This window comes from Rhizobium sp. SG_E_25_P2 (assembly GCF_029892285.1).
GTDB lineage: Bacteria > Pseudomonadota > Alphaproteobacteria > Rhizobiales > Rhizobiaceae > Rhizobium_E.
Map to the genome: position 1 here is coordinate 74,006 of NZ_JARXVM010000015.1, position 17,158 is coordinate 91,163.

Below are 17,158 nucleotides of genomic sequence, written 5' to 3' on the forward strand. Positions count from 1 at the left end.
TTGTATCGCCACATCACGTTATGTTATTACATTAACTTTCGGAAACCCGATGCGGCGCGAATTTTCTGTTTCTCCGGGCCTTCTCGGCCAGTCTTCTCTCCTGCGCGTCGCCTTCGCGCTCGTCGTCGTCGCCGGGCTCTGGGCGGCCGTGGTCTGGGCGGTGGCGCTGCCATGAGCGCCGCCATCCGCATGTCCAATCTCACGCTCGCCTATCGCCGGCATCCGGCGGTGCATCATGTCTCGGGCGAGTTTGCCTCTGGCAGCCTCACCGCCATCGCCGGGCCGAATGGGGCGGGGAAATCGACGCTGCTCAAAGCGCTGATGGGCGAGATCCGGCCGGTCGAGGGGCGTATCGAACATCGACTGTCGCGCCATGATTTCGGCTATCTGCCGCAGGCCGCCGAGATCGACCGGCGCTTTCCGATTTCGGTGATCGAAACGGTGATGCTCGGCGCCTGGGGCCGGGCCGGCGCCTTCGGGCGCATGACGCGCGCCGATCTCGTCAAGGCCGAGGAGGCGCTCGCCGCCGTCGGGCTGACGGGCTTCGAACGCCGGCCGATCGGCCAGTTGTCGGCGGGGCAGTTCCAGCGGGCGCTGTTTGCCCGGCTGCTGCTGCAGGATGCGCCGGTGATCCTGCTCGACGAACCTTTCACCGCCATCGACGCCCGCACCACCGCCGATCTCCTGGCGCTGGTGGCCGGCTGGCATGGCGAGGGCCGCACGGTGGTGGCGGTGCTGCATGATGTCGAGCAGATCCGCACGCATTTTCCTCAGACGCTGCTGATCGCCCGCGAACAGGTCGCCTGGGGTCCCACCGCTGCAGCGCTGTCGCCGGACAATCTCCTGAAAGCCCGGGCCATGTCGGAAAGCTGGGATGAGACGGCCGGCGTCTGCGTCCGCCCGGAGGTCGCGGCATGACGGCCTATGATCTTCTAATCGCGCCTTTCGCCGATTTCGGCTTCATGCGCCGGGCGCTGGTCGCCTCGCTGTGTCTTGCGGTCGGCTCCGGCCCTATCGGCGTCTTCCTGATGCTCCGGCGCATGAGCCTGATGGGCGACGCCATGAGCCATGCCGTGCTGCCGGGCGCCGCGATCGGCTATCTCGCCGCGGGAACGCTATCGGTCTCCGCCATGAGCTTGGGCGGTCTCGTCGCCGGCCTGTCGGTGGCGCTGCTTGCGGGTCTCGTGAGCCGCGGCAAGACGCTCCCCGAAGATGCGAGTTTCGCGAGCTTCTATCTGGCGTCCTTAGCGCTCGGCGTGCTGATCGTCTCGCTCAAGGGCTCGAACATCGATCTCCTGCATGTGCTGTTCGGAACGATCCTCGCCATCGACGCCGAAGCCTTGACGCAGATCGCGGCCATCGCCTCCTTCACGCTTCTGGCGCTCGCCGTCATCTACCGGCCGCTGGTGGCGGAATGCTTCGATCCCGGCTTTCTCCGGGCCGTTGGCGGGCGCGGCCCCATCCATCACGCGCTGTTCCTGTTTCTGGTCGCGCTCAATCTGGTCGCCAGTTTCCAGGCTTTGGGCACGCTGATGGCGGTGGGGTTGATGATGCTGCCGGCCGCCATCGCCCGGCTGTGGACCGACCGCCTGCCGGCGATGATGCTGATCTCGGCAGTGTCGGCCGCCGCCGCCAGCTATCTCGGCCTCATCGCCTCCTATCATCTCGAGCTCGCCTCCGGCCCGACCATCATCATGGCGGCCGCGCTGTTCTTCGTCATCTCGCTGGCCATCGCCCCGTCGGGCTGGCTGCCGAAACTCTTTCCCCGTCCGCATCTCGAGGGCTGAACCCCTCGATCATCCCGAAAGGAAGCCTGCCATGAAGAAAACCCTGCTCTACGCGTCTGCCCTGCCTGTGATCCTCGCTTTCGCCGCCCCGGCCTTTGCCGATGAGATCCCCGTCGTCGCCTCCTTCACCGTGCTCGCCGATGTCGCCAAACAGGTCGGCGGCGACCATGTCACGGTCAAAAGCCTCGTCGGCCCCAATGGCGATCCCCATGAATTCGAACCGTCGCCCGCCGACGCCAAGGCGCTGAAATCTGCCAAGGTGGTCTTCGTCTCGGGCGAAGGGCTGGAAGGCTGGATGGACAGGCTGATCACCGCCTCGGGTTATCAGGGCAAGCCGGTCACCGTCTCCCAGGGCGTCAAGACCCGCAAGATGGAGGAAGACGGCCAGACCGTCACCGATCCGCATGTCTGGAACAGCCCCGTGAATGTGAAGGTGTGGGTGAAGAATATCGAGACGGCGCTGATCAAGGCCGACCCCGCCGACGCCGAGGCCTACAAGGCCAATGCCCGGGCCTATCTCGACAAGCTCGACGCCATGGACGCTTACGCCCATTCCCGCATCGACCCCATTCCGGAAAGCGCGCGCAAGGTGCTGACCAGCCATGACGCCTTCGGCTATTTCGGCCGCGAATATAAGGTGCGGTTCCTCGCTCCCATCGGCGTCTCGACCGAAACGGAAGCCTCGGCCGGCGATGTCGCCAGACTGATCAACCCGATCAAGGCCGAGCATGTGAAGACCTATTTCTTCGAAAACTCCAACGATCCGCGCCTCGTCAAACAGATCGCCAAGGCGACCGGCGCGAGCGCCGGCGGCGAACTCTATGTGGAATCGCTGTCGGACAAGGACGGCGTCGCGCCGACCTATGAGACGATGTTCCGCTACAATGTCGACCTCATCGCCGCCGCCATGGCCAAGGGCAGCTGAGCACAACGAAAGCTCCGGGGCGCGGGGGTCCACTCCGCGCCTCCCGGCCCGCGAAAGCTTTGCGGAGTCCTATGTGGTTTTCGTGATTCGGCGCGTCGGCGCGCCTGAAATCTCAGGACATCACATGAGTTGGACTGGCCGCAAACTCTATTACGCCTATTACTATCCCAACAAATACACCGGTTATGAGGGCAATCTCGACAAGAATTCCCTCTATAGCGGCGACGTCACCGTGGGCGACGATGTCGAAATCGGCAAGAACGCCACGCTGTTTCAGATCGATCTCTATGAAAAAGGCTTCTTCGTCGATTTCAAGGCCAGCGCCGTCTGGACCGAGCGGGTGTTCAACGGTCTGATGTTCGCCGACAAATATGGCGCGCTGGAGCGCATCGCCGGCTTCACGCTCAACACCAATATCCGCGGCCTGAACGAGCGCGACATCCAGCTCACCCATGCCTATGGCGTCACCTCTGGCAATGCCAAAGGCGAGGATGCGCTTTACATCGATCTCGGCGGTGTCGCGACCACCAGCCACAGCTATATTTTCATCACATTCAAGATGAAGCTGAACACCACATTCGCCAACGATCTGGACGACAAGAACAATCTGGTCACCGGAACTGCGCTCGGCGACCGCATGAACGGCCGGGCCGGCAGGGATATATTGAATGGTTCCGGCAATGACGATGTCCTCATCGGCGGCAAGGGCGATGACCGGCTGACCGGGGGAGTGGGCGACGATCGCTTCGTGTTCGATCGCTTCAGCTCCGACACCGTCACGGACTTTAACGAGAGGCGCGGCGATCACGACATTCTCGACCTCTCCGGCATCGCCGCCATCCACGACTACAAGGATCTCGTCGACAACCACATGACCCAGAAGGGCAAGAATGTGGTCATCGATTTCGACAATGGCGAGACGGCGACCATCCTCGGCGTCTCCCTCAAGGAGATCGGCCGCGACGACGTCTGGCTGTGATCGCAAGTGTCGAGGGCGGGAGCGTCCCGCCTTGACGCGCCTGTGTCACCATGGGGCCTTTCGCGCGCTGATCACATCCCAGAAACGGACGAAATTCGCCTGAACGGGGCGGTGTTAACTCTCATTTCCCTACGCAGGTTTCCAAACGTAAAAATGGCGTTAACGTCTCCCCGCAAGCAGGAGAGGCGTCATGTTGCAGATAGTCGATATCGACACGACCCCGATAGTGGTCGACCTCGACGGAACCTTGGTGCGTTCCGACCTCCTGCATGAATCGGTGTTCGACGCTTTGTCTCGCCATGGCGCGAGGGCTTTGGGCCGCTCGCTGTTCAGCGATCTGCGAAAACAGGCCATCAAGCGGCATTTCGCGGATCTCGCCGACATCGATTACGCCGCATTGCCCTATAATGAGGATGTGCTGGCGCTGATCGTGACGACCAAACAGAATGGACGGCCGGTCTATCTCGCCACCGCCGCCGCCCGGCGCCATGCGGAAGGCGTCGCCGCCCATCTCGGCCTGTTCGACGGCGTGTTCTGCTCGGATGACGCCGTCAATCTCGGCGGCCCCCACAAGGCCGAGGCGCTGGTCGGCGCCTTCGGCGAAGGCGGTTTCGATTATGTCGGCAATGGCTCTGAAGATCTGGCCATCTGGCGCGTCGCCCGCAGCGCCGTCGCCGTCGAAGCGTCGCGGACGACCACATCCGCTCTCAGGCGTCTGCATCCGGATTTCGACCACCTGCAGGGACGCGCTGTCTCCGCAAAGCTCCTGGCGCGGCTGCTGCGGGTGCATCAATACGCCAAGAACGCGCTGATCTTCATCCCGCTCGTCACCTCGCACAGCTTCGATTTCGCCTCCCTGCTTTTGGCGCTGACAGCCTTTGCGGCCTTCTGCGCCTGCGCCTCCGGCGTCTATATTCTCAACGATCTTCTCGACATCCAGGCCGACCGGGCGCATCCGAGCAAGCGCCGGCGGCCTTTTGCGTCCGGCGACGTGTCGATCGCCACAGGCGTCATGCTTTTCCCCCTGCTGACCGTGCTTGCTTTTGGTCTTGCGGCGCTGGTGTCGCCGGCCTTCGCGGTCGTGCTCGGCGTCTATCTCGCCCTCACCACCGCCTATTCCTTCTCGCTGAAGCGCAAGATGGTGGTCGATGTCGTCACCTTGGCGATGCTCTACACCATTCGCGTCATCGCCGGCGCCATCGCCATCGGCGTGGCGCTGTCGCCCTGGTTATTCGCCTTCTCGACCTTGATCTTCACGGCGCTGGCCTTGGTCAAGCGCTATGTCGAACTGTCGATGCGGCTCGACGCCGGCCTGCCGGATCCGTCCAATCGCAACTACCGGATTGGCGACCTGCAGGTGATCGCGGCCCTGGCCGCCGCCGCCGGCATGAACGCCATCACCGTTCTCGCCCTCTATGTCAGTTCGCCCAATGTCGCGGCGCTCTATTCGCGTCCGGAGATCCTCTGGGGTCTCTGCCCGCTGATGCTCTATTGGGTGGCGCGGATGCTGTTGATGGCGCATCGTCGGCTGATGCATGACGATCCGATCGTCTTCGCCATCCGCGACCGGCGCAGTTGGGCGGTCGGGGCCGGATGCCTGGTCGTGCTGTTCGGAGCGCTCTGACATGGTTGCGGAACCGGCTTTCACGCCATCACGCTCGATCGTCCTGGCATCGGACCGGCCAGCGACGATCGCCGAACTTCTGGCGTTGGCCGTTCTGGCGGCGCTGATCTCTGTCCTGTTCACCGGCTATCTGCCCGTCTACAGCAACAATATCTATCATCTGCCGATCCTCGAAAAAGCCTGGGCCAAGCCGGAATTCGCTGCCGACGCCTTCGTTCAGTCGCTTCGCTATTTTTCGTCGGGTTTCTGGCTCAGCGTGGCCGGCGTGGGGCAGTGGGTGGAGCCGCGCCTTTTCCTCGGCATGTGTTTCGCGTTGTCTCGCATCGCCTTTTTCATGGCCTGCTTTGCGGTTGCGGCGGCGCTCGGCTATCGCGGTCTGCGCGTCAACGTCCTGTTTGCCGGGCTCTTGGCGGCGTCCAGTCTGCTGCGTGGAGCGACCATCGGCGAAGGCGCCTTGAATATTGACTATTTCAGCCATTCGGAGCTTGCCAACGCCACGCTGCTGACGGGTTTCGCCGCCGCTTTGGCGGGCCGTTTCGGCCTTGCCGCCTTTGTGGTCTGCGTGACCTTTTTCTTGAACGCCTTCATGGCGGTCTGGATGCTGCCTCCGCTCGCGCTGGCCGCGCTGTTGGCGCTCGCGCAGCGTCAGATTGGCCTGTGGGTTTTGATCCTGCGCGTAACGGCGGGAGTGGCGGCGGGTGCGCCTGTCGTTGCTCCCGTTCTGGCGAGCGTGCTCGGCAATCCCGAGGCGGGGCGGACGACCCCCATTCCCTACGAGGATTTCCTGTGGGGATTCTATCCCTATCATTTTTTCGTGGAGAGCTTTTCCCGCAAGGATTTGGCCTTCCTGGCTTTCCTGCTCGCCGCCCTGGGGGTGATCTCTGCTGCGATGGGGCGCAAGCGCGCGGGTTTCGCCGCGCTCGCGCTTGGCGCTTGCGCTGTGCTGGCGATAGGCGCGATCCTGCCGCATGTCAGCGATGATCGGTTTCTTCTCAATCTGCATCTGATGCGATCGGCTGTCGTGTTGCAGCTGTTGGTCGGCGTGGGCGCGGCGATCTTGGTCGCCAGTCGCCTCGCGGACGCCAGGACGCGGAGCGACAACGCTCTTGCATTGCTGATGACGGCAGCCATGGCGCTGTCGCGGCTGGCTTTGCCTGCCCTGGTTCTGCTGTTGGCGCTCGACCGCTTTGCGCCGCGTCTTGTCGCCCGTATTCCCGGCCACGGCCGTCTGGCGTTGCTCGGGCAGGCGTTTGCCGCGCTTCTCGCGGCGGGCATTGTGGTCTGGGCCGGATCTGCGGCCGTCAGCCGGTCCCTGGCGACGACCAGCCAGATTTCGCTCTGGGCCGAGGCCGGCGACTGGGCGCGCGCCAACACCGCGCCCAACGCCGTGTTCCTTCTTCCTGTTGTCGATGAAGCCGTCGACGGCAAGCCTGCTTCGGTCGATCTCGTCGCCGCCTCCATCGGCTTTGTCGAGACGTCGAAACGCTCCATTTGGATCCAGGGCAAATACGGAGCCGCCGTCATGTGGTCGCCGTCCTATTTCCCGATCTTCGAGGCGCGCTATCGCGCCGTCACCGCGCTCGGGTCGCTCGAAGCCCGCCTCGCTTATGCGCGCGCCCACGGCGTCGATTACGTCGCCGCTCCCTGCGCCACCGCCTCGACGTCCGAACCGCTGTTCCGGCGGGCATGGCTCTGCATCTATTCCGGCAAGGATTCGTGATGAACTATCTTTTCATTCTCGTCAGCGTCACAATCAGCGCTGTTTCCCAGATCATCCTGCGCCATGGCATGACCAGGCCCGATGTCCAGGCGGCGCTCTCCGACAAGGTCGATGTCGCGGGTCTGGCGCGCGCCGTCGTCCTGTCGCCCTATGTGATCGGCGGGCTCGGCCTTTATGGTCTCGGCGCCATTCTCTGGCTGCTGGTCCTGTCGAAACTGCCGGTGTCCTCGGCCTATCCCTTCGTCGCGCTGGGCATGGCGCTGACAACGGCTGCCGGCGTGGTGGTGCTCGGCGAACAGATCAGCTGGCCGACCGCGCTCGGGGTGGCGGTGATCATTGCGGGGATCTGCCTGGTGGCGGTGGGCGCCCGCGCCTGACAAAACTGCGCCACTTTGCCCTTTTGCGCCCGTCCGGTCGGAATGCTACCGATGCGGCGGGGAACAATGGGAGAGCGTTATGCAAGGCGATGTCTGGTTCGTCTATGACGGCGAATGCCCGCTCTGCCGGGTCGCGGCGCAGGCGTTGCGCATCCGCCAGTCAGTCGGCAATCTGCATCTCGTCGATGCGCGCGTGGAGCGCGGCCATCCGCTGATGGCGAAGATCAACCAGGCCGGTCTCGATCTCGATCAGGGCATGGTGCTCTCTTATGGCGACCGTCTCTATCATGGCGCCGAAGCTCTGACGCTGATGGGCCTCATCGGCTCCCAACATGGCTGGTTCAATCGCATGAACGCGCTCATGTTTCGCTCGCCGGCGCTCGCCCGCTTCACCTATCCCGCCATGCGCGCTGTCCGCAATCTTCTGATCCGCATGCTCGGCGCGGGCAAGATCGACAATCTCGGCGGTCGCTGATGGATCGGCCATCCTTGTTCGAAAAGGTGTTCGGCGCGGATTGGGCAGCCTTGCCGCAGGTTTTGCGCAGGCGTTATGCGCCGCGCGCCGGCTCGCGGGATCTGGTGCTGCTGCAAGGCGCGCTGACCATCACCATGGCGCCCTGGTTCGAAAAGCTTGCGCCGCTGATCAAATTGTCGCGCACGCTCGCGCCGTTTTCCGGCGAGAATATCCCTGTCGTCATCCGCTTCTGCGGCGAGGCGGGCGCCGAGGCCTGCGATTTCGATCGCTCCTTCATGCGGCCGGATGGCCGCACGCACCGCTTCCGCTCGCGCCTCACGCCCTATTTCAGCGATGAGATGGTGGAATATATGCCCGCCGGCTTCGCCTGGCGCGCCAGCTACCACTGGGACGGCGCCCGCATCGCTATCCGCCATCGCGGCTATCTTCTGCCGCTGTTCGGCCGCCTGCTTCCTCTGCCGTTCGACCATCTGTTCGGTCGGGTCGAGGCCGAGGAGGAGGCGATCGACGAGGATCGGTTTCGGATGAAGATGCGCGTGCTGCATCCCTGGCTCGGCCAGATCTACAGTTATCGCGGCGAGTTTACGGTGGCGCGGGTAGAGCGTGTGGATTGAGGGTTGCTCACGCAGTGCCGAAAAAGGGGGAAGCGATCGGCAATACTTTACATGCGACGCGCGACTCAGCACACAACTGCATTCTCCGAGCTCCTTAGTCGCTCACCCCCGCAAAAACGCCGCCAGTCTCTCCCCGGCCTCTTCCACCGCGCCGTCATTGGAAATCACCAGATCATAATCCTCCGGCCTGTCTTCCACCAGTCGCGCCAGTCGCGCCTTGATCTCGTCGAGGCTTTCGCGACCCCGCGCCGCGAGACGTCGGGCCAGAACCTCGGGCGCGGCCGTCACAAGCACGGTCTCGACATCTGCGAAGGCTGCGCGAAACAAAGGCAGCGCCCGGCGCGAGCCATTGACGAGCCGCACCGCGCCCGAGGCGATGTCCTGGCGAAGCTCCGCCGGCACGCCGTAGCACAGGCCATGCGCCCCCCAGTCGACGCAGAAAGCCCCTTCGGCTTTCATGCGCGCAAAATCGTCGAGCCCGGCCGCGCAATGGGCTTCGCCGCCTGCCTCCTCAGGCCGGGTGATCACCCGCCGCACCACGCCGAATTCGGGCCGGTCCGCCAGCGCCCGGCAGGCGTAATCGATCAGCGTGTCCTTGCCGGCCCCGGAGGGGCCGACGATCACCACCAGCCGGCCGCGCGTCGACAGCGCAGGCTTGATCGCCAGATCCATCACGCCACCCGTCGTCCCTGCCGCCAGACAGAGCGTACCACCGGCGCGCCATGGTCGCGGCGGATGCGCACGAGATCGGCGCGCAGGCCTGAAGCGATGCGGCCGCGATCGTCAAGGCCCACGGTCTTGGCGGGCGTCGACGTCACCATGCGGATCGCCTGGGAGAGGTCCATGCCATTGTCCTCGTCGGCCAGCACGAAAGGCGCGTGGATCAGGCTCAGCGGCACGTAATCGGAAGAGAGCACGTCGAGCACGCCATAGTCGGCGAGATCCCGGGCGGCGATATTGCCGGAATGCGATTTGCCGCGCACGATATTGGGCGCGCCCATCAGCACGCTCATGCCGGCTTCATGCGAGGCCTGGGCGGCTTGGAGGCTGGTGGGGAATTCCGCCAGCCTGACGCCGAAGCCTTTGGCCTCCTCGACATGGTCGAGCGTGGCGTCGTCATGCGAGGCCACCGTGATGCCGCGCTGGTGGCAATGATCGACGATCGCCCGGCGATGTTTGTCGGCGTAAAGCGCCGAGGCTTCCTGCCGACGCGCCACGAATTCCGCGAAGGCTTCGTCGGAGAGACCGCGCTTGGTCTTGTAGTAGAGCGTGTACTGATCCATCGTCTGGAACTGCCGCTGCCCCGGCGCGTGGTCCATCAGCGAGGCGAGCCGAACTTCGGTGACATCGGTGAAAGCGTCGAAATGGTCAAGCACGTCGGCGGCCGAGACTTCGCAGCGCAGATGGATCAGGTGGTCGGCGCGCAGCCGTCCCTCTTCCTGGGCGCGCTTCAGCGCATCCGCCATCTCGCGCATCTCGCCCGGCGCAAAGCCGCCATCCTCGTCCGAGCCCATGCGCAGGCAATCGAACACCGTGGTGATGCCGGACGAAGCCACCTGCGCGTCATGCGCCTGGATGGCCGAGACCATCTGCCAGCGCACGCCGGGACGGGGCGAATAGTGGCTTTCGAGATGGTCGGTATGCAGCTCCACCAGGCCCGGGATCAGGAAGTCGCCCTCGAAATCCTCGCCTACCGTTGTCGGCCCGGTGTCGATATCGGTGATCACCCCATTGCGCGCGACAAGCGAGCCGGTGACGATCTCGTCTTCAAGGACGATGCGGGCGTTGCGGATGATGAGCTCTTCGGTCATGCGGAGACTGCTTTCTTTGGAGAGGCGGGCGCGCCGGCGCGCGGCAGGATGATGGTCGATCCGGCCGAACCGATCAAGCGCGAGCGCAGCGCATTGGATATGTGGTCGAAGACAAAGACGACAATAAGGATGAGGATCACCATATAGGCGACATTTTCCCAGTCGCTGTTGGTGCGCATGGCTTCCCACAATTTCAGCCCGATGCCGCCGGCGCCGACCGCGCCGAGAATGGTGGCCGAGCGCGTGTTGGATTCCCAGAAATACAGCGCCTGCGATAGAAACACCGGCATCACCTGCGGCAGCACGCCGAAGCGGTTGACGGCCATCGGCGAGGCGCCCACCGAACGCACGCCTTCCGGCTGTTTCTGGTCGACATTTTCCAGCGCCTCGGCATAGAGCTTGCCGAGCGTGCCGGTGTCGGTGAAGAAGATCGCCGACATGCCGGCCAACGGTCCGGGGCCGAAAGCGCGGGTGAAGAACAGCGCCCAGATCAGCATATCGACAGAACGCTGGAAGTCGAAGAAGCGCTTGATCAGCTGGTTGGTCAGCCGGTTGCCGGTAATGTTGCGGGCTGCGAGGAAGGACAAGGGAAAGGCGATCAGCGTCGCCAGCACCGTGCCGACAAAGGCCATCACGATGGTTTGCATCAGCTTGATCCAGACATCGAGATGCTGCCAGGACGGATTATAGAGGAAATCGTCAAGCGCCAGCGACAGATTGCTGGTTCCCGGCTTCAACTCGGGGCCTGAGGCGATCAGGCTGATGACCTCACTGACGCTTTTGCCGAAAAAGGCGGAATTGGTGTCGAAAAAGAAATTCGGCCAGCCGAAGAAGCGGTTGCGGATGCGCACCCTGTCGTCCTCGATATCCGCCCAACCTGATAGCCCCAGCGACACGGTGATCTTGCCGCCCGGCGACCGCTGTTCGGCCCAGGCGGGCAGGGGCTCGGTCAGCCGCGTTTCGCCAGAACCGTCCAAAAGCACGGTCAGCGTTTCGGAACCGCGTTTCACCAACACGCGGTCAGGCGTGGTTTCGATCGAGGTCGAGGAGGAGAAGTTGACGGTGACCTTGCTCGCCACTTGCTCTGTTTCGCCCGTGACCGCCGCGACATCGGTCGCAGGTGCAGGTTCCGCCGCCTTCGGCGGCGCCATGAAGCTGATCGTCGATTTCTTCTGCGGCGCGATGGAGGCGTCGGACGCGGTTCGCGCCTCGGGGGCGGCCTTGGATTGGCTGCTGAAATCGGCGATCAGCCAGTCGGGCCGGGGATCGTTCAGCCCGGCGGGGTCGGCGCGGTTGAACACCACGCGCAGCTTGCCGTCCTTGCCGATCTCGATGTCGGGTCGGCTTTCATAGGACACCCAGTCGGCGAGATAAGCGCCGGCGATGCCCCAATTGGCGCCGGACAACACCGCGCCGATATGGAAGAACCAGGCGCAGAACACCAGATAGAACAGGAACAGGCCGGTGAAAACAGGGCCTCGGAATCGCTGCCAGGCGCTGCGTTGGAAGATTTCCGGGTGGCGGGCGACGATGGCGTCCATGTCGGGGCGGGCGATGCGGGTCATGGTCACTCTCCTCAGCCGATTGGGGTGAAAGCCTGTTCGCCCACCAGCCGCTTGCGCAGCCAGGCGGAGAACTGGTCGACGGCGATGACGGTGACGAGCAGCAGACCGACGATGGCGATGGTCTTCGCCGCATGGCTCTGGCTGATCGACAGCCGCAAGAGCTCGCCAATGCCGCCGCCGCCGACAGCGCCGATGATGGTTGAGGCGCGGACATTGATCTCCAGCCTGAGCAGGAAATAGCTGGTGAAATTCGGCAGCACCTGCGGGACCATGCCGAAGCGCACCCGCTCGAACCAGTTGGCCCCCACGGCGCGCAGGCCTTCGTCAGGCTTCATGTCGGCGTTCTCGATCACCTCATAGAACAGTTTGCCGAGCGCCCCGATCGTGTGCAGGCTGACCGCGATGATGGCGGGCACCGGACCGAGCGACAGAATGGCGAGGAAGAAGCCGGCGATCACCACTTCGGGAAAGGCGCGCAGGATTTCCATATAGCGCCGCGCGAGCGCCCGGATCCACGGATTGGGCATCATGTTCTTGGCGGCGAGAAAGGCCAGCATGAAGCCGAACACCACGCCGATCACGGTCGAGATCAGCGCGATATTGATCGTCTCGATCATCTTGTAGATATATTCCGGCAGGTAAACGCTGTCGGTCAGGTAATAGCGGCCTTCGGGATAATTGTATTTCAGGCTGCCGTCGTCATAGGGCGAGGGCAGGTCGAACAGCGCGCGGATGATCTCGAAGGGATCGCGCGGCTGAAGCTCATGCAGGAAATCGAAGAAATAGGGCAGGCGGTCGAAGAACTTGCCGGAATTGGTCTCGTTGGCGAACCACAGCGATCCGCCCATGGCGATCAGAAAAGCGGCAAGCCCAATGAACGTATAGAGGCGCCGGCGGGCGGCGAGTTCGCGCCAATGCTGTTCGACGAGCCGTCCGCTATCGGACAAAACCGGATGGGTGTTGCTGAGAGCCATGGCCGCCTGTTCCCGCATGTCGTTTACGCCCGCTGTTCATCTGCGGCCGTCGTCAGAAAAGAATGCGCCGGCGGACTTGGGGTCCGCCGGCGCGGATCAGGCTTAAATCAGCCGCCGATGACGGCCTTGCGGGCGTCGATGATCGGCTTGTAGAAGTCGACATTGACTTCGGTGTAGCTCTTGAAGTCGCCGCCCTGGATGGCGGAGAAGCAGGCCGGGTCGGACTTCGGCAGGCCCATCATGAAGTCCTTGAACTTGGCCTTCATGCCCTGGTCCATCGAGCTGCGGACAACGATCGGGCCGTTCGGGATCAGCGGCGATTCCCACAGCTGCACCAGGTCGTCCATGTTCAGGATGCCCTTGTCGACCATCTTGCGCAGGTTGCCGGAGGTGTAGCCGTCCTTGAATTCGCCCACGCCCGAAGCCCAGGTCGTGCCAGCGTCGAAATTGCCTTTGAGCACTTCGAGAACCAGGTTTTCATGACCGCCGCCGAAGCCGGTGGAGGCGAAGAATTCCTTGACCGGCATGCCGAGAGCTTCCGGCAGCGTCACGTTCGGGACGAGATAGCCCGAGGTGGAGTCCGGATCGGCGAAGCCGAGCTTCTTGCCCTTGAGGTCTTCGAGGGTCTTGTAGCCCTTGTCCTTGCGGGCGACGAGCACGGAGTGATAGCCCATCGAACCGTCGGTCTGCACGGTAGTCAGGATCGGCTCGACGGCCTTGGCGTTGGCGAGGTAGATCTTGGCGTAGCCGGAAGCGCCGAGTTCGGCGTAATCGAGCGTGCCGCCGAGCAGGCCCTGGACGACGCCGTCATAATCGGCGGCCGGGAACAGCGAAACCTTTTCGACGCCGAGCACGGACGGCAGCTTGTCGACCATGCACTGGTAGCTCTTCAGGCGGTCGGCTTCGTTTTCGCCGCCGAGGATGCCGATGCGGAATTCCTTGAGGTCTTCGGCCATTGCGCCGGTGGCGACAGTCAGAAGCGCGACGGACGCGAACAGGACTTTCTTGAACATTGATCGTCTCCCTGAGCCGGATCATCCGGCCATGTTGATGCGGTTTTTGCCTTTGACGCGGGCGGGCGAACTGTTGACGCCTCAGACGCCGGCGAGCGCGATGGGCTCGAGCGGGCGCTCATGACGGGCGGGTCTGGAAATGGCGGTCGAGGTCATCGTCTCGTCGATGCCGTCCTCGGTGTTGTAGATCTGTTTGACGGCTTCGGGCGTCAGCGCCTCCGGCGGGCCATCGAACACGACAGCGCCGTCGGCCATGCCGATGATCCGTTCGCAATAGTGCCGCGCCGTATCCAGCGTATGCAGATTGGTGATCACGGTAATGCCGTCCTGCTCGTTGATGTCGCGCAGCGCGTCCATGACGATCTTGGCGTTGAGCGGATCGAGCGAGGCGATTGGCTCGTCGGCGAGCAGCACTTTCGGCTCCTGCATCAGCGCCCGCGCAATGGCGACGCGCTGCTGCTGGCCGCCCGACAGCGTGCCGGCGGGCTGCAGCGCCGTCTGTTCGATGCCGAGACGTTCCAGCGCGGCGATCGCCATGATCCGCTCCTCGCGGGAGAACAGGCCGAGCACCGACATGACCGTCGAGCGATGGTTCAGCCGGCCGAGCAGAACATTGGTCAGCACGTCGAGCCGGGGCACCAGATTGAACTGCTGGAAGATCATCGCGCAGTCGCGTTGCCAGCGGCGCAGCGCCTCGCCCTTGAGGCTGGAGACTTCCTGTTCACCGAACAGGATGGAGCCCGAACTGACCGCCCCAAGCCGGTTGATCATCCGGAGAAAGGTCGATTTGCCGGCTCCGGAGCGGCCGATGATGCCCACCATCTGGCCGCTGGGTATGTCGAGCGTCACGTCACGCACTGCTGTCTTTGCGCCAAACTGCTTGGTGACATGCCTGAATTCGAACATGCGGCCAGCCTTTCCCATTTTATGATTTTTTAAGATCTTCCCCTTCTCTAGGCCCGCTGCTTGACTGCTGAATGTCAGTTAAATGACAATTTTCTGACATAACGGAGGGCCGAGAGTTTCAGGCGCTTGAGGTCGATCAGACGCGCACGTGACGGGCGACGAATTCTTCGGCTGTCATGGATCTGAAATCATCGAGCGCATTGCGCAACCGGTCGTGGTCCCAGTCCCACCAGGCGAGCTTTTCGTATTTTTCCGCCAGCGCCTTGTCGAAGCGTTCGCGGATCAGTCGCGCCGGCACGCCGCCGACAATCGTGTAGGGCGCGACATCGCGGCTGACCACCGCGCCCGCGCCGACCACGGCGCCGTTGCCGATCGTCACGCCCGGCAGCACAGTCACGCCATGGCCGAGCCACACGTCATGACCGATCACGACGCGGTTTCCCCGCCGCCATTCGAAAAACTCGGTCTCATCCTCGGCGTCCGGCCAGTAATCGCCGGCGCGATAGGTGAAATGATGCAGCGTCGGCCGCCAGGTCGGATGATTGGTGGCGTTGATGCGGACGCTCGCGGCGATATTGGCGAATTTGCCGATCGTGGCGCACCACACCTGGCCGCCGCGCTCGATATAGGAATAGTCGTCCATCTCGAGTTCGGAGATCCGGCAGTCCTCGGCGATCTCGGTGTAGCGGCCGAGCCTGGAGTCGCTCACGCGCGCAGTCGCATGGATCATCGGTTCGACAGAGAGCTTGGTCATCACGCGGCCTTTCGGGTGGAGAAATGCGACACGTCAATGATCTCGTCGGCCACCTCGGCCCTGACATCCTCGTCGTGGAATATGCCGAGCAGAGCGACGCCCTCGGCCTTTTTGCTGCGGATCATGCCCACCACCACGGCGCGGTTCGTGGCGTCCAGCGACGCCGTCGGCTCGTCGAGCAAGAGCACCGGATGATCGGTGATGAAGCCGCGGGCGATGTTGACGCGCTGCTGTTCGCCGCCGGAGAAGGTGGCGGGCGGCAGGCTCCACAGCGCCTCGGGCAGATTGAGTTTCGCCAGCAGTCCGGCGGCCTTGTCGCGCGCCGCCGCATGGCTTTCGCCGAGCGAGACGAGCGGCTCGGCGACCACATCGATCGCCGCCACGCGCGGCACCGCGCGCAGGAACTGGCTGACATAGCCCAGCGTATGGCGGCGGATGTCGAGGATCTCGCGGGGGCTGGCCGTGGCGAGATCGACGGTCCGGCCCTTATGGGTAATCAGGATCTGGCCGAAATCGACGCCGTAATTGCCATAGAGCATCTTCAGGATCGACGACTTGCCGACGCCCGAGGGGCCGCCGAGCACGGCGCATTGCCCCGATTTCAGCGAGAAATGCACGTCATTGACGACGGGCAGCTCGATGCCGCCGCGCAGATGCATGGTGAAGCTCTTGCGAACCTCGTGGACGATGAGGGGAGTGGTCATGTCACACCTGCAGGATCGAGGAGACGAGGAGCTGGGTATAGGGCTGGCGCGGATCATCCAGCACCCGGTCGGTCAGCCCATGCTCGATGACGCGGCCGTCCTTCATCACCATCATCCGGTGCGACAAGAGCCGCGCCACCGCCAGATCATGGGTGACGATAATCACGGCCAGGCCGAGATCGGAGACGAGGCCGCGAATGAGATCGAGCAGCCGCGCCTGCACCGACACATCCAGCCCGCCGGTCGGCTCATCCATGAAGACGAGGCGCGGCGCGGTCACCAGATTGCGGGCGATCTGCAGCCGCTGCCGCATGCCGCCTGAGAAGGCGCGCGGCTGATCGTCGATGCGGTCGGCGCCGATTTCCACGCGGGAGAGCCAGTCAAACGCCGTTTCGCGAATATTGCCGTAATGCCGGTTGCCGATCGCCATCAACCGCTCGCCGACATTGGCGCCGGCCGACACTGTCATGCGCAAGCCGTCAGCCGGGTTCTGATGCACGAAACCCCAGTCCGTCCGCATCAGGAACCGCCGCTCGGCCTCGCCCATATCGGCGAGATTGCGGAACTGCCCGTCGCGCATCCGGTATTCCACCGATCCGGCCGGCGCCGACAGCCGTGTCGAGACACAATTGAGCAACGTGGTCTTGCCGGAGCCGGATTCGCCGACAATGGCGAGCACTTCGCCCGGCCAGAGATCGAAATTGACGTCGAAGCAGCCGATGCGGCCGCCATAGAATTTCGACAGGCCATGCACTTTGAGGAGAGGGAGATCGGTCATGCCAGGGCTCCTGATGTCTTGATCGCTATGGCGGCGGCAATTGCGAAGGGAGAAAAGACCCCGCCCCAACCCCTCCCCACGAGGGGGAGGGGCTTAACCTGCCGCTCCGCTTTGGCCCAATCGAGGCAGTCGTCCGCGGCGAGTCTTCTCCC

General features: G+C 63.7%; 19 protein-coding genes. 10 read left to right on the forward strand and 9 right to left on the reverse strand.

Translation table 11 applies throughout. The features are described from left to right. The first annotated feature begins 49 nt into the window (after nt 1-49). From M2360_RS19525 to M2360_RS19570, 10 genes are all read left to right on the forward strand, one after another. Nucleotides 50-175, forward strand: coding sequence for a hypothetical protein (locus tag M2360_RS19525; protein ID WP_280776964.1), 126 nt, complete (start codon nt 50-52; stop codon nt 173-175). Beyond that, nucleotides 172-918: an ABC transporter ATP-binding protein gene (locus M2360_RS19530; protein WP_280776966.1), complete on the forward strand. Its 747-nt coding sequence runs from the start codon at nt 172-174 to the stop codon at nt 916-918. Before M2360_RS19525 ends, M2360_RS19530 begins: the two co-directional genes overlap by 4 nt. Further along, on the forward strand, nt 915-1,787 hold the full coding sequence (locus M2360_RS19535) for a metal ABC transporter permease (protein ID WP_280776968.1): 873 nt from the start codon (nt 915-917) through the stop codon (nt 1,785-1,787). Before M2360_RS19530 ends, M2360_RS19535 begins: the two co-directional genes overlap by 4 nt. 31 nt (nt 1,788-1,818) lie before the next feature. Next, nucleotides 1,819-2,712: a metal ABC transporter substrate-binding protein gene (locus M2360_RS19540; protein ID WP_280776969.1), complete on the forward strand. Its 894-nt coding sequence runs from the start codon at nt 1,819-1,821 to the stop codon at nt 2,710-2,712. Between the two features lie 124 nt (nt 2,713-2,836). Beyond that, entirely contained in the window at nt 2,837-3,691 is an 855-nt protein-coding gene (locus M2360_RS19545; RefSeq protein ID WP_280776970.1) for a hypothetical protein, read from the forward strand. Between the two features lie 190 nt (nt 3,692-3,881). Then, complete coding sequence (locus M2360_RS19550; RefSeq protein WP_280776971.1) at nt 3,882-5,315, forward strand: UbiA family prenyltransferase; 1,434 nt, start codon at nt 3,882-3,884, stop codon at nt 5,313-5,315. A gap of 1 nt (nt 5,316) precedes the next feature. After that, on the forward strand, nt 5,317-7,035 hold the full coding sequence (locus M2360_RS19555; RefSeq protein ID WP_280776972.1) for a hypothetical protein: 1,719 nt from the start codon (nt 5,317-5,319) through the stop codon (nt 7,033-7,035). Beyond that, the gene (locus tag M2360_RS19560) at nt 7,035-7,412 is read left to right on the forward strand and encodes an EamA family transporter (RefSeq protein ID WP_280776973.1); all 378 of its coding nucleotides are present in this window, start codon (nt 7,035-7,037) and stop codon (nt 7,410-7,412) included. The genes M2360_RS19555 and M2360_RS19560 overlap by 1 nt, the downstream gene beginning before the upstream one ends. Before the next feature lie 79 nt (nt 7,413-7,491). After that, the gene (locus tag M2360_RS19565) at nt 7,492-7,887 is read left to right on the forward strand and encodes a DCC1-like thiol-disulfide oxidoreductase family protein (protein ID WP_280776974.1); all 396 of its coding nucleotides are present in this window, start codon (nt 7,492-7,494) and stop codon (nt 7,885-7,887) included. Continuing rightward, nucleotides 7,887-8,501: a DUF4166 domain-containing protein gene (locus M2360_RS19570; protein ID WP_280776975.1), complete on the forward strand. Its 615-nt coding sequence runs from the start codon at nt 7,887-7,889 to the stop codon at nt 8,499-8,501. Before M2360_RS19565 ends, M2360_RS19570 begins: the two co-directional genes overlap by 1 nt. Nucleotides 8,502-8,603: 102 nt before the next feature. Here the strand turns inward: M2360_RS19570 and phnN are convergent, their stop codons facing one another. The 9 genes from phnN to phnK all read right to left on the reverse strand — a co-directional run bounded on the left by phnN (nt 8,604) and on the right by phnK (nt 17,006). Continuing rightward, nucleotides 8,604-9,173 (reverse strand): phosphonate metabolism protein/1,5-bisphosphokinase (PRPP-forming) PhnN, encoded by a 570-nt coding sequence (gene phnN / locus M2360_RS19575; RefSeq protein WP_280776976.1) that lies wholly within the window; start codon nt 9,171-9,173, stop codon nt 8,604-8,606. Next, the gene (locus M2360_RS19580; protein WP_280776977.1) at nt 9,173-10,312 is read right to left on the reverse strand and encodes an alpha-D-ribose 1-methylphosphonate 5-triphosphate diphosphatase; all 1,140 of its coding nucleotides are present in this window, start codon (nt 10,310-10,312) and stop codon (nt 9,173-9,175) included. The genes phnN and M2360_RS19580 overlap by 1 nt, the downstream gene beginning before the upstream one ends. Further along, the gene (phnE, locus tag M2360_RS19585; protein WP_280776978.1) at nt 10,309-11,877 is read right to left on the reverse strand and encodes a phosphonate ABC transporter, permease protein PhnE; all 1,569 of its coding nucleotides are present in this window, start codon (nt 11,875-11,877) and stop codon (nt 10,309-10,311) included. The genes M2360_RS19580 and phnE (M2360_RS19585) overlap by 4 nt, the downstream gene beginning before the upstream one ends. An 11-nt stretch (nt 11,878-11,888) precedes the next feature. Further along, nucleotides 11,889-12,851 carry a phosphonate ABC transporter, permease protein PhnE gene (gene phnE, locus M2360_RS19590; protein WP_280776980.1) on the reverse strand — a complete coding sequence of 321 codons (963 nt, stop codon included), beginning with the start codon at nt 12,849-12,851 and terminating at the stop codon, nt 11,889-11,891. A gap of 107 nt (nt 12,852-12,958) precedes the next feature. After that, nucleotides 12,959-13,864, reverse strand: a complete 906-nt coding sequence (phnD, locus tag M2360_RS19595) for a phosphonate ABC transporter substrate-binding protein (RefSeq protein ID WP_280776981.1) — start codon at nt 13,862-13,864, stop codon at nt 12,959-12,961. Nucleotides 13,865-13,945: 81 nt separating this feature from the next. Beyond that, on the reverse strand, nt 13,946-14,770 hold the full coding sequence (gene phnC, locus M2360_RS19600) for a phosphonate ABC transporter ATP-binding protein (RefSeq protein WP_280776983.1): 825 nt from the start codon (nt 14,768-14,770) through the stop codon (nt 13,946-13,948). Between the two features lie 136 nt (nt 14,771-14,906). Next, nucleotides 14,907-15,527 carry a DapH/DapD/GlmU-related protein gene (locus M2360_RS19605; RefSeq protein ID WP_280776985.1) on the reverse strand — a complete coding sequence of 207 codons (621 nt, stop codon included), beginning with the start codon at nt 15,525-15,527 and terminating at the stop codon, nt 14,907-14,909. Further along, nucleotides 15,524-16,228, reverse strand: coding sequence for a phosphonate C-P lyase system protein PhnL (gene phnL, locus M2360_RS19610; RefSeq protein ID WP_280776986.1), 705 nt, complete (start codon nt 16,226-16,228; stop codon nt 15,524-15,526). Before phnL ends, M2360_RS19605 begins: the two co-directional genes overlap by 4 nt. Nucleotide 16,229: 1 nt before the next feature. Further along, nucleotides 16,230-17,006: a phosphonate C-P lyase system protein PhnK gene (gene phnK / locus M2360_RS19615; RefSeq protein WP_280776988.1), complete on the reverse strand. Its 777-nt coding sequence runs from the start codon at nt 17,004-17,006 to the stop codon at nt 16,230-16,232. Nucleotides 17,007-17,158: the final 152 nt, after the last annotated feature.

Bases quoted from the DNA above. Each gene is read 5' to 3' on its own strand.
- M2360_RS19525 (WP_280776964.1), top strand. From the start codon at position 50: ATGCGGCGCGAATTTTCTGTTTCTCCGGGCCTTCTCGGCCAGTCTTCT.
- M2360_RS19530 (WP_280776966.1), top strand. From the start codon at position 172: ATGAGCGCCGCCATCCGCATGTCCAATCTCACGCTCGCCTATCGCCGG.
- M2360_RS19535 (WP_280776968.1), top strand. From the start codon at position 915: ATGACGGCCTATGATCTTCTAATCGCGCCTTTCGCCGATTTCGGCTTC.
- M2360_RS19540 (WP_280776969.1), top strand. From the start codon at position 1,819: ATGAAGAAAACCCTGCTCTACGCGTCTGCCCTGCCTGTGATCCTCGCT.
- M2360_RS19545 (WP_280776970.1), top strand. From the start codon at position 2,837: ATGAGTTGGACTGGCCGCAAACTCTATTACGCCTATTACTATCCCAAC.
- M2360_RS19550 (WP_280776971.1), top strand. From the start codon at position 3,882: ATGTTGCAGATAGTCGATATCGACACGACCCCGATAGTGGTCGACCTC.
- M2360_RS19555 (WP_280776972.1), top strand. From the start codon at position 5,317: ATGGTTGCGGAACCGGCTTTCACGCCATCACGCTCGATCGTCCTGGCA.
- M2360_RS19560 (WP_280776973.1), top strand. From the start codon at position 7,035: ATGAACTATCTTTTCATTCTCGTCAGCGTCACAATCAGCGCTGTTTCC.
- M2360_RS19565 (WP_280776974.1), top strand. From the start codon at position 7,492: ATGCAAGGCGATGTCTGGTTCGTCTATGACGGCGAATGCCCGCTCTGC.
- M2360_RS19570 (WP_280776975.1), top strand. From the start codon at position 7,887: ATGGATCGGCCATCCTTGTTCGAAAAGGTGTTCGGCGCGGATTGGGCA.
- phnN (WP_280776976.1), bottom strand. From the start codon at position 9,173: ATGGATCTGGCGATCAAGCCTGCGCTGTCGACGCGCGGCCGGCTGGTG.
- M2360_RS19580 (WP_280776977.1), bottom strand. From the start codon at position 10,312: ATGACCGAAGAGCTCATCATCCGCAACGCCCGCATCGTCCTTGAAGAC.
- phnE (WP_280776978.1), bottom strand. From the start codon at position 11,877: ATGACCCGCATCGCCCGCCCCGACATGGACGCCATCGTCGCCCGCCAC.
- phnE (WP_280776980.1), bottom strand. From the start codon at position 12,851: ATGGCTCTCAGCAACACCCATCCGGTTTTGTCCGATAGCGGACGGCTC.
- phnD (WP_280776981.1), bottom strand. From the start codon at position 13,864: ATGTTCAAGAAAGTCCTGTTCGCGTCCGTCGCGCTTCTGACTGTCGCC.
- phnC (WP_280776983.1), bottom strand. From the start codon at position 14,770: ATGTTCGAATTCAGGCATGTCACCAAGCAGTTTGGCGCAAAGACAGCA.
- phnL (WP_280776986.1), bottom strand. From the start codon at position 16,228: ATGACCACTCCCCTCATCGTCCACGAGGTTCGCAAGAGCTTCACCATG.
- phnK (WP_280776988.1), bottom strand. From the start codon at position 17,006: ATGACCGATCTCCCTCTCCTCAAAGTGCATGGCCTGTCGAAATTCTAT.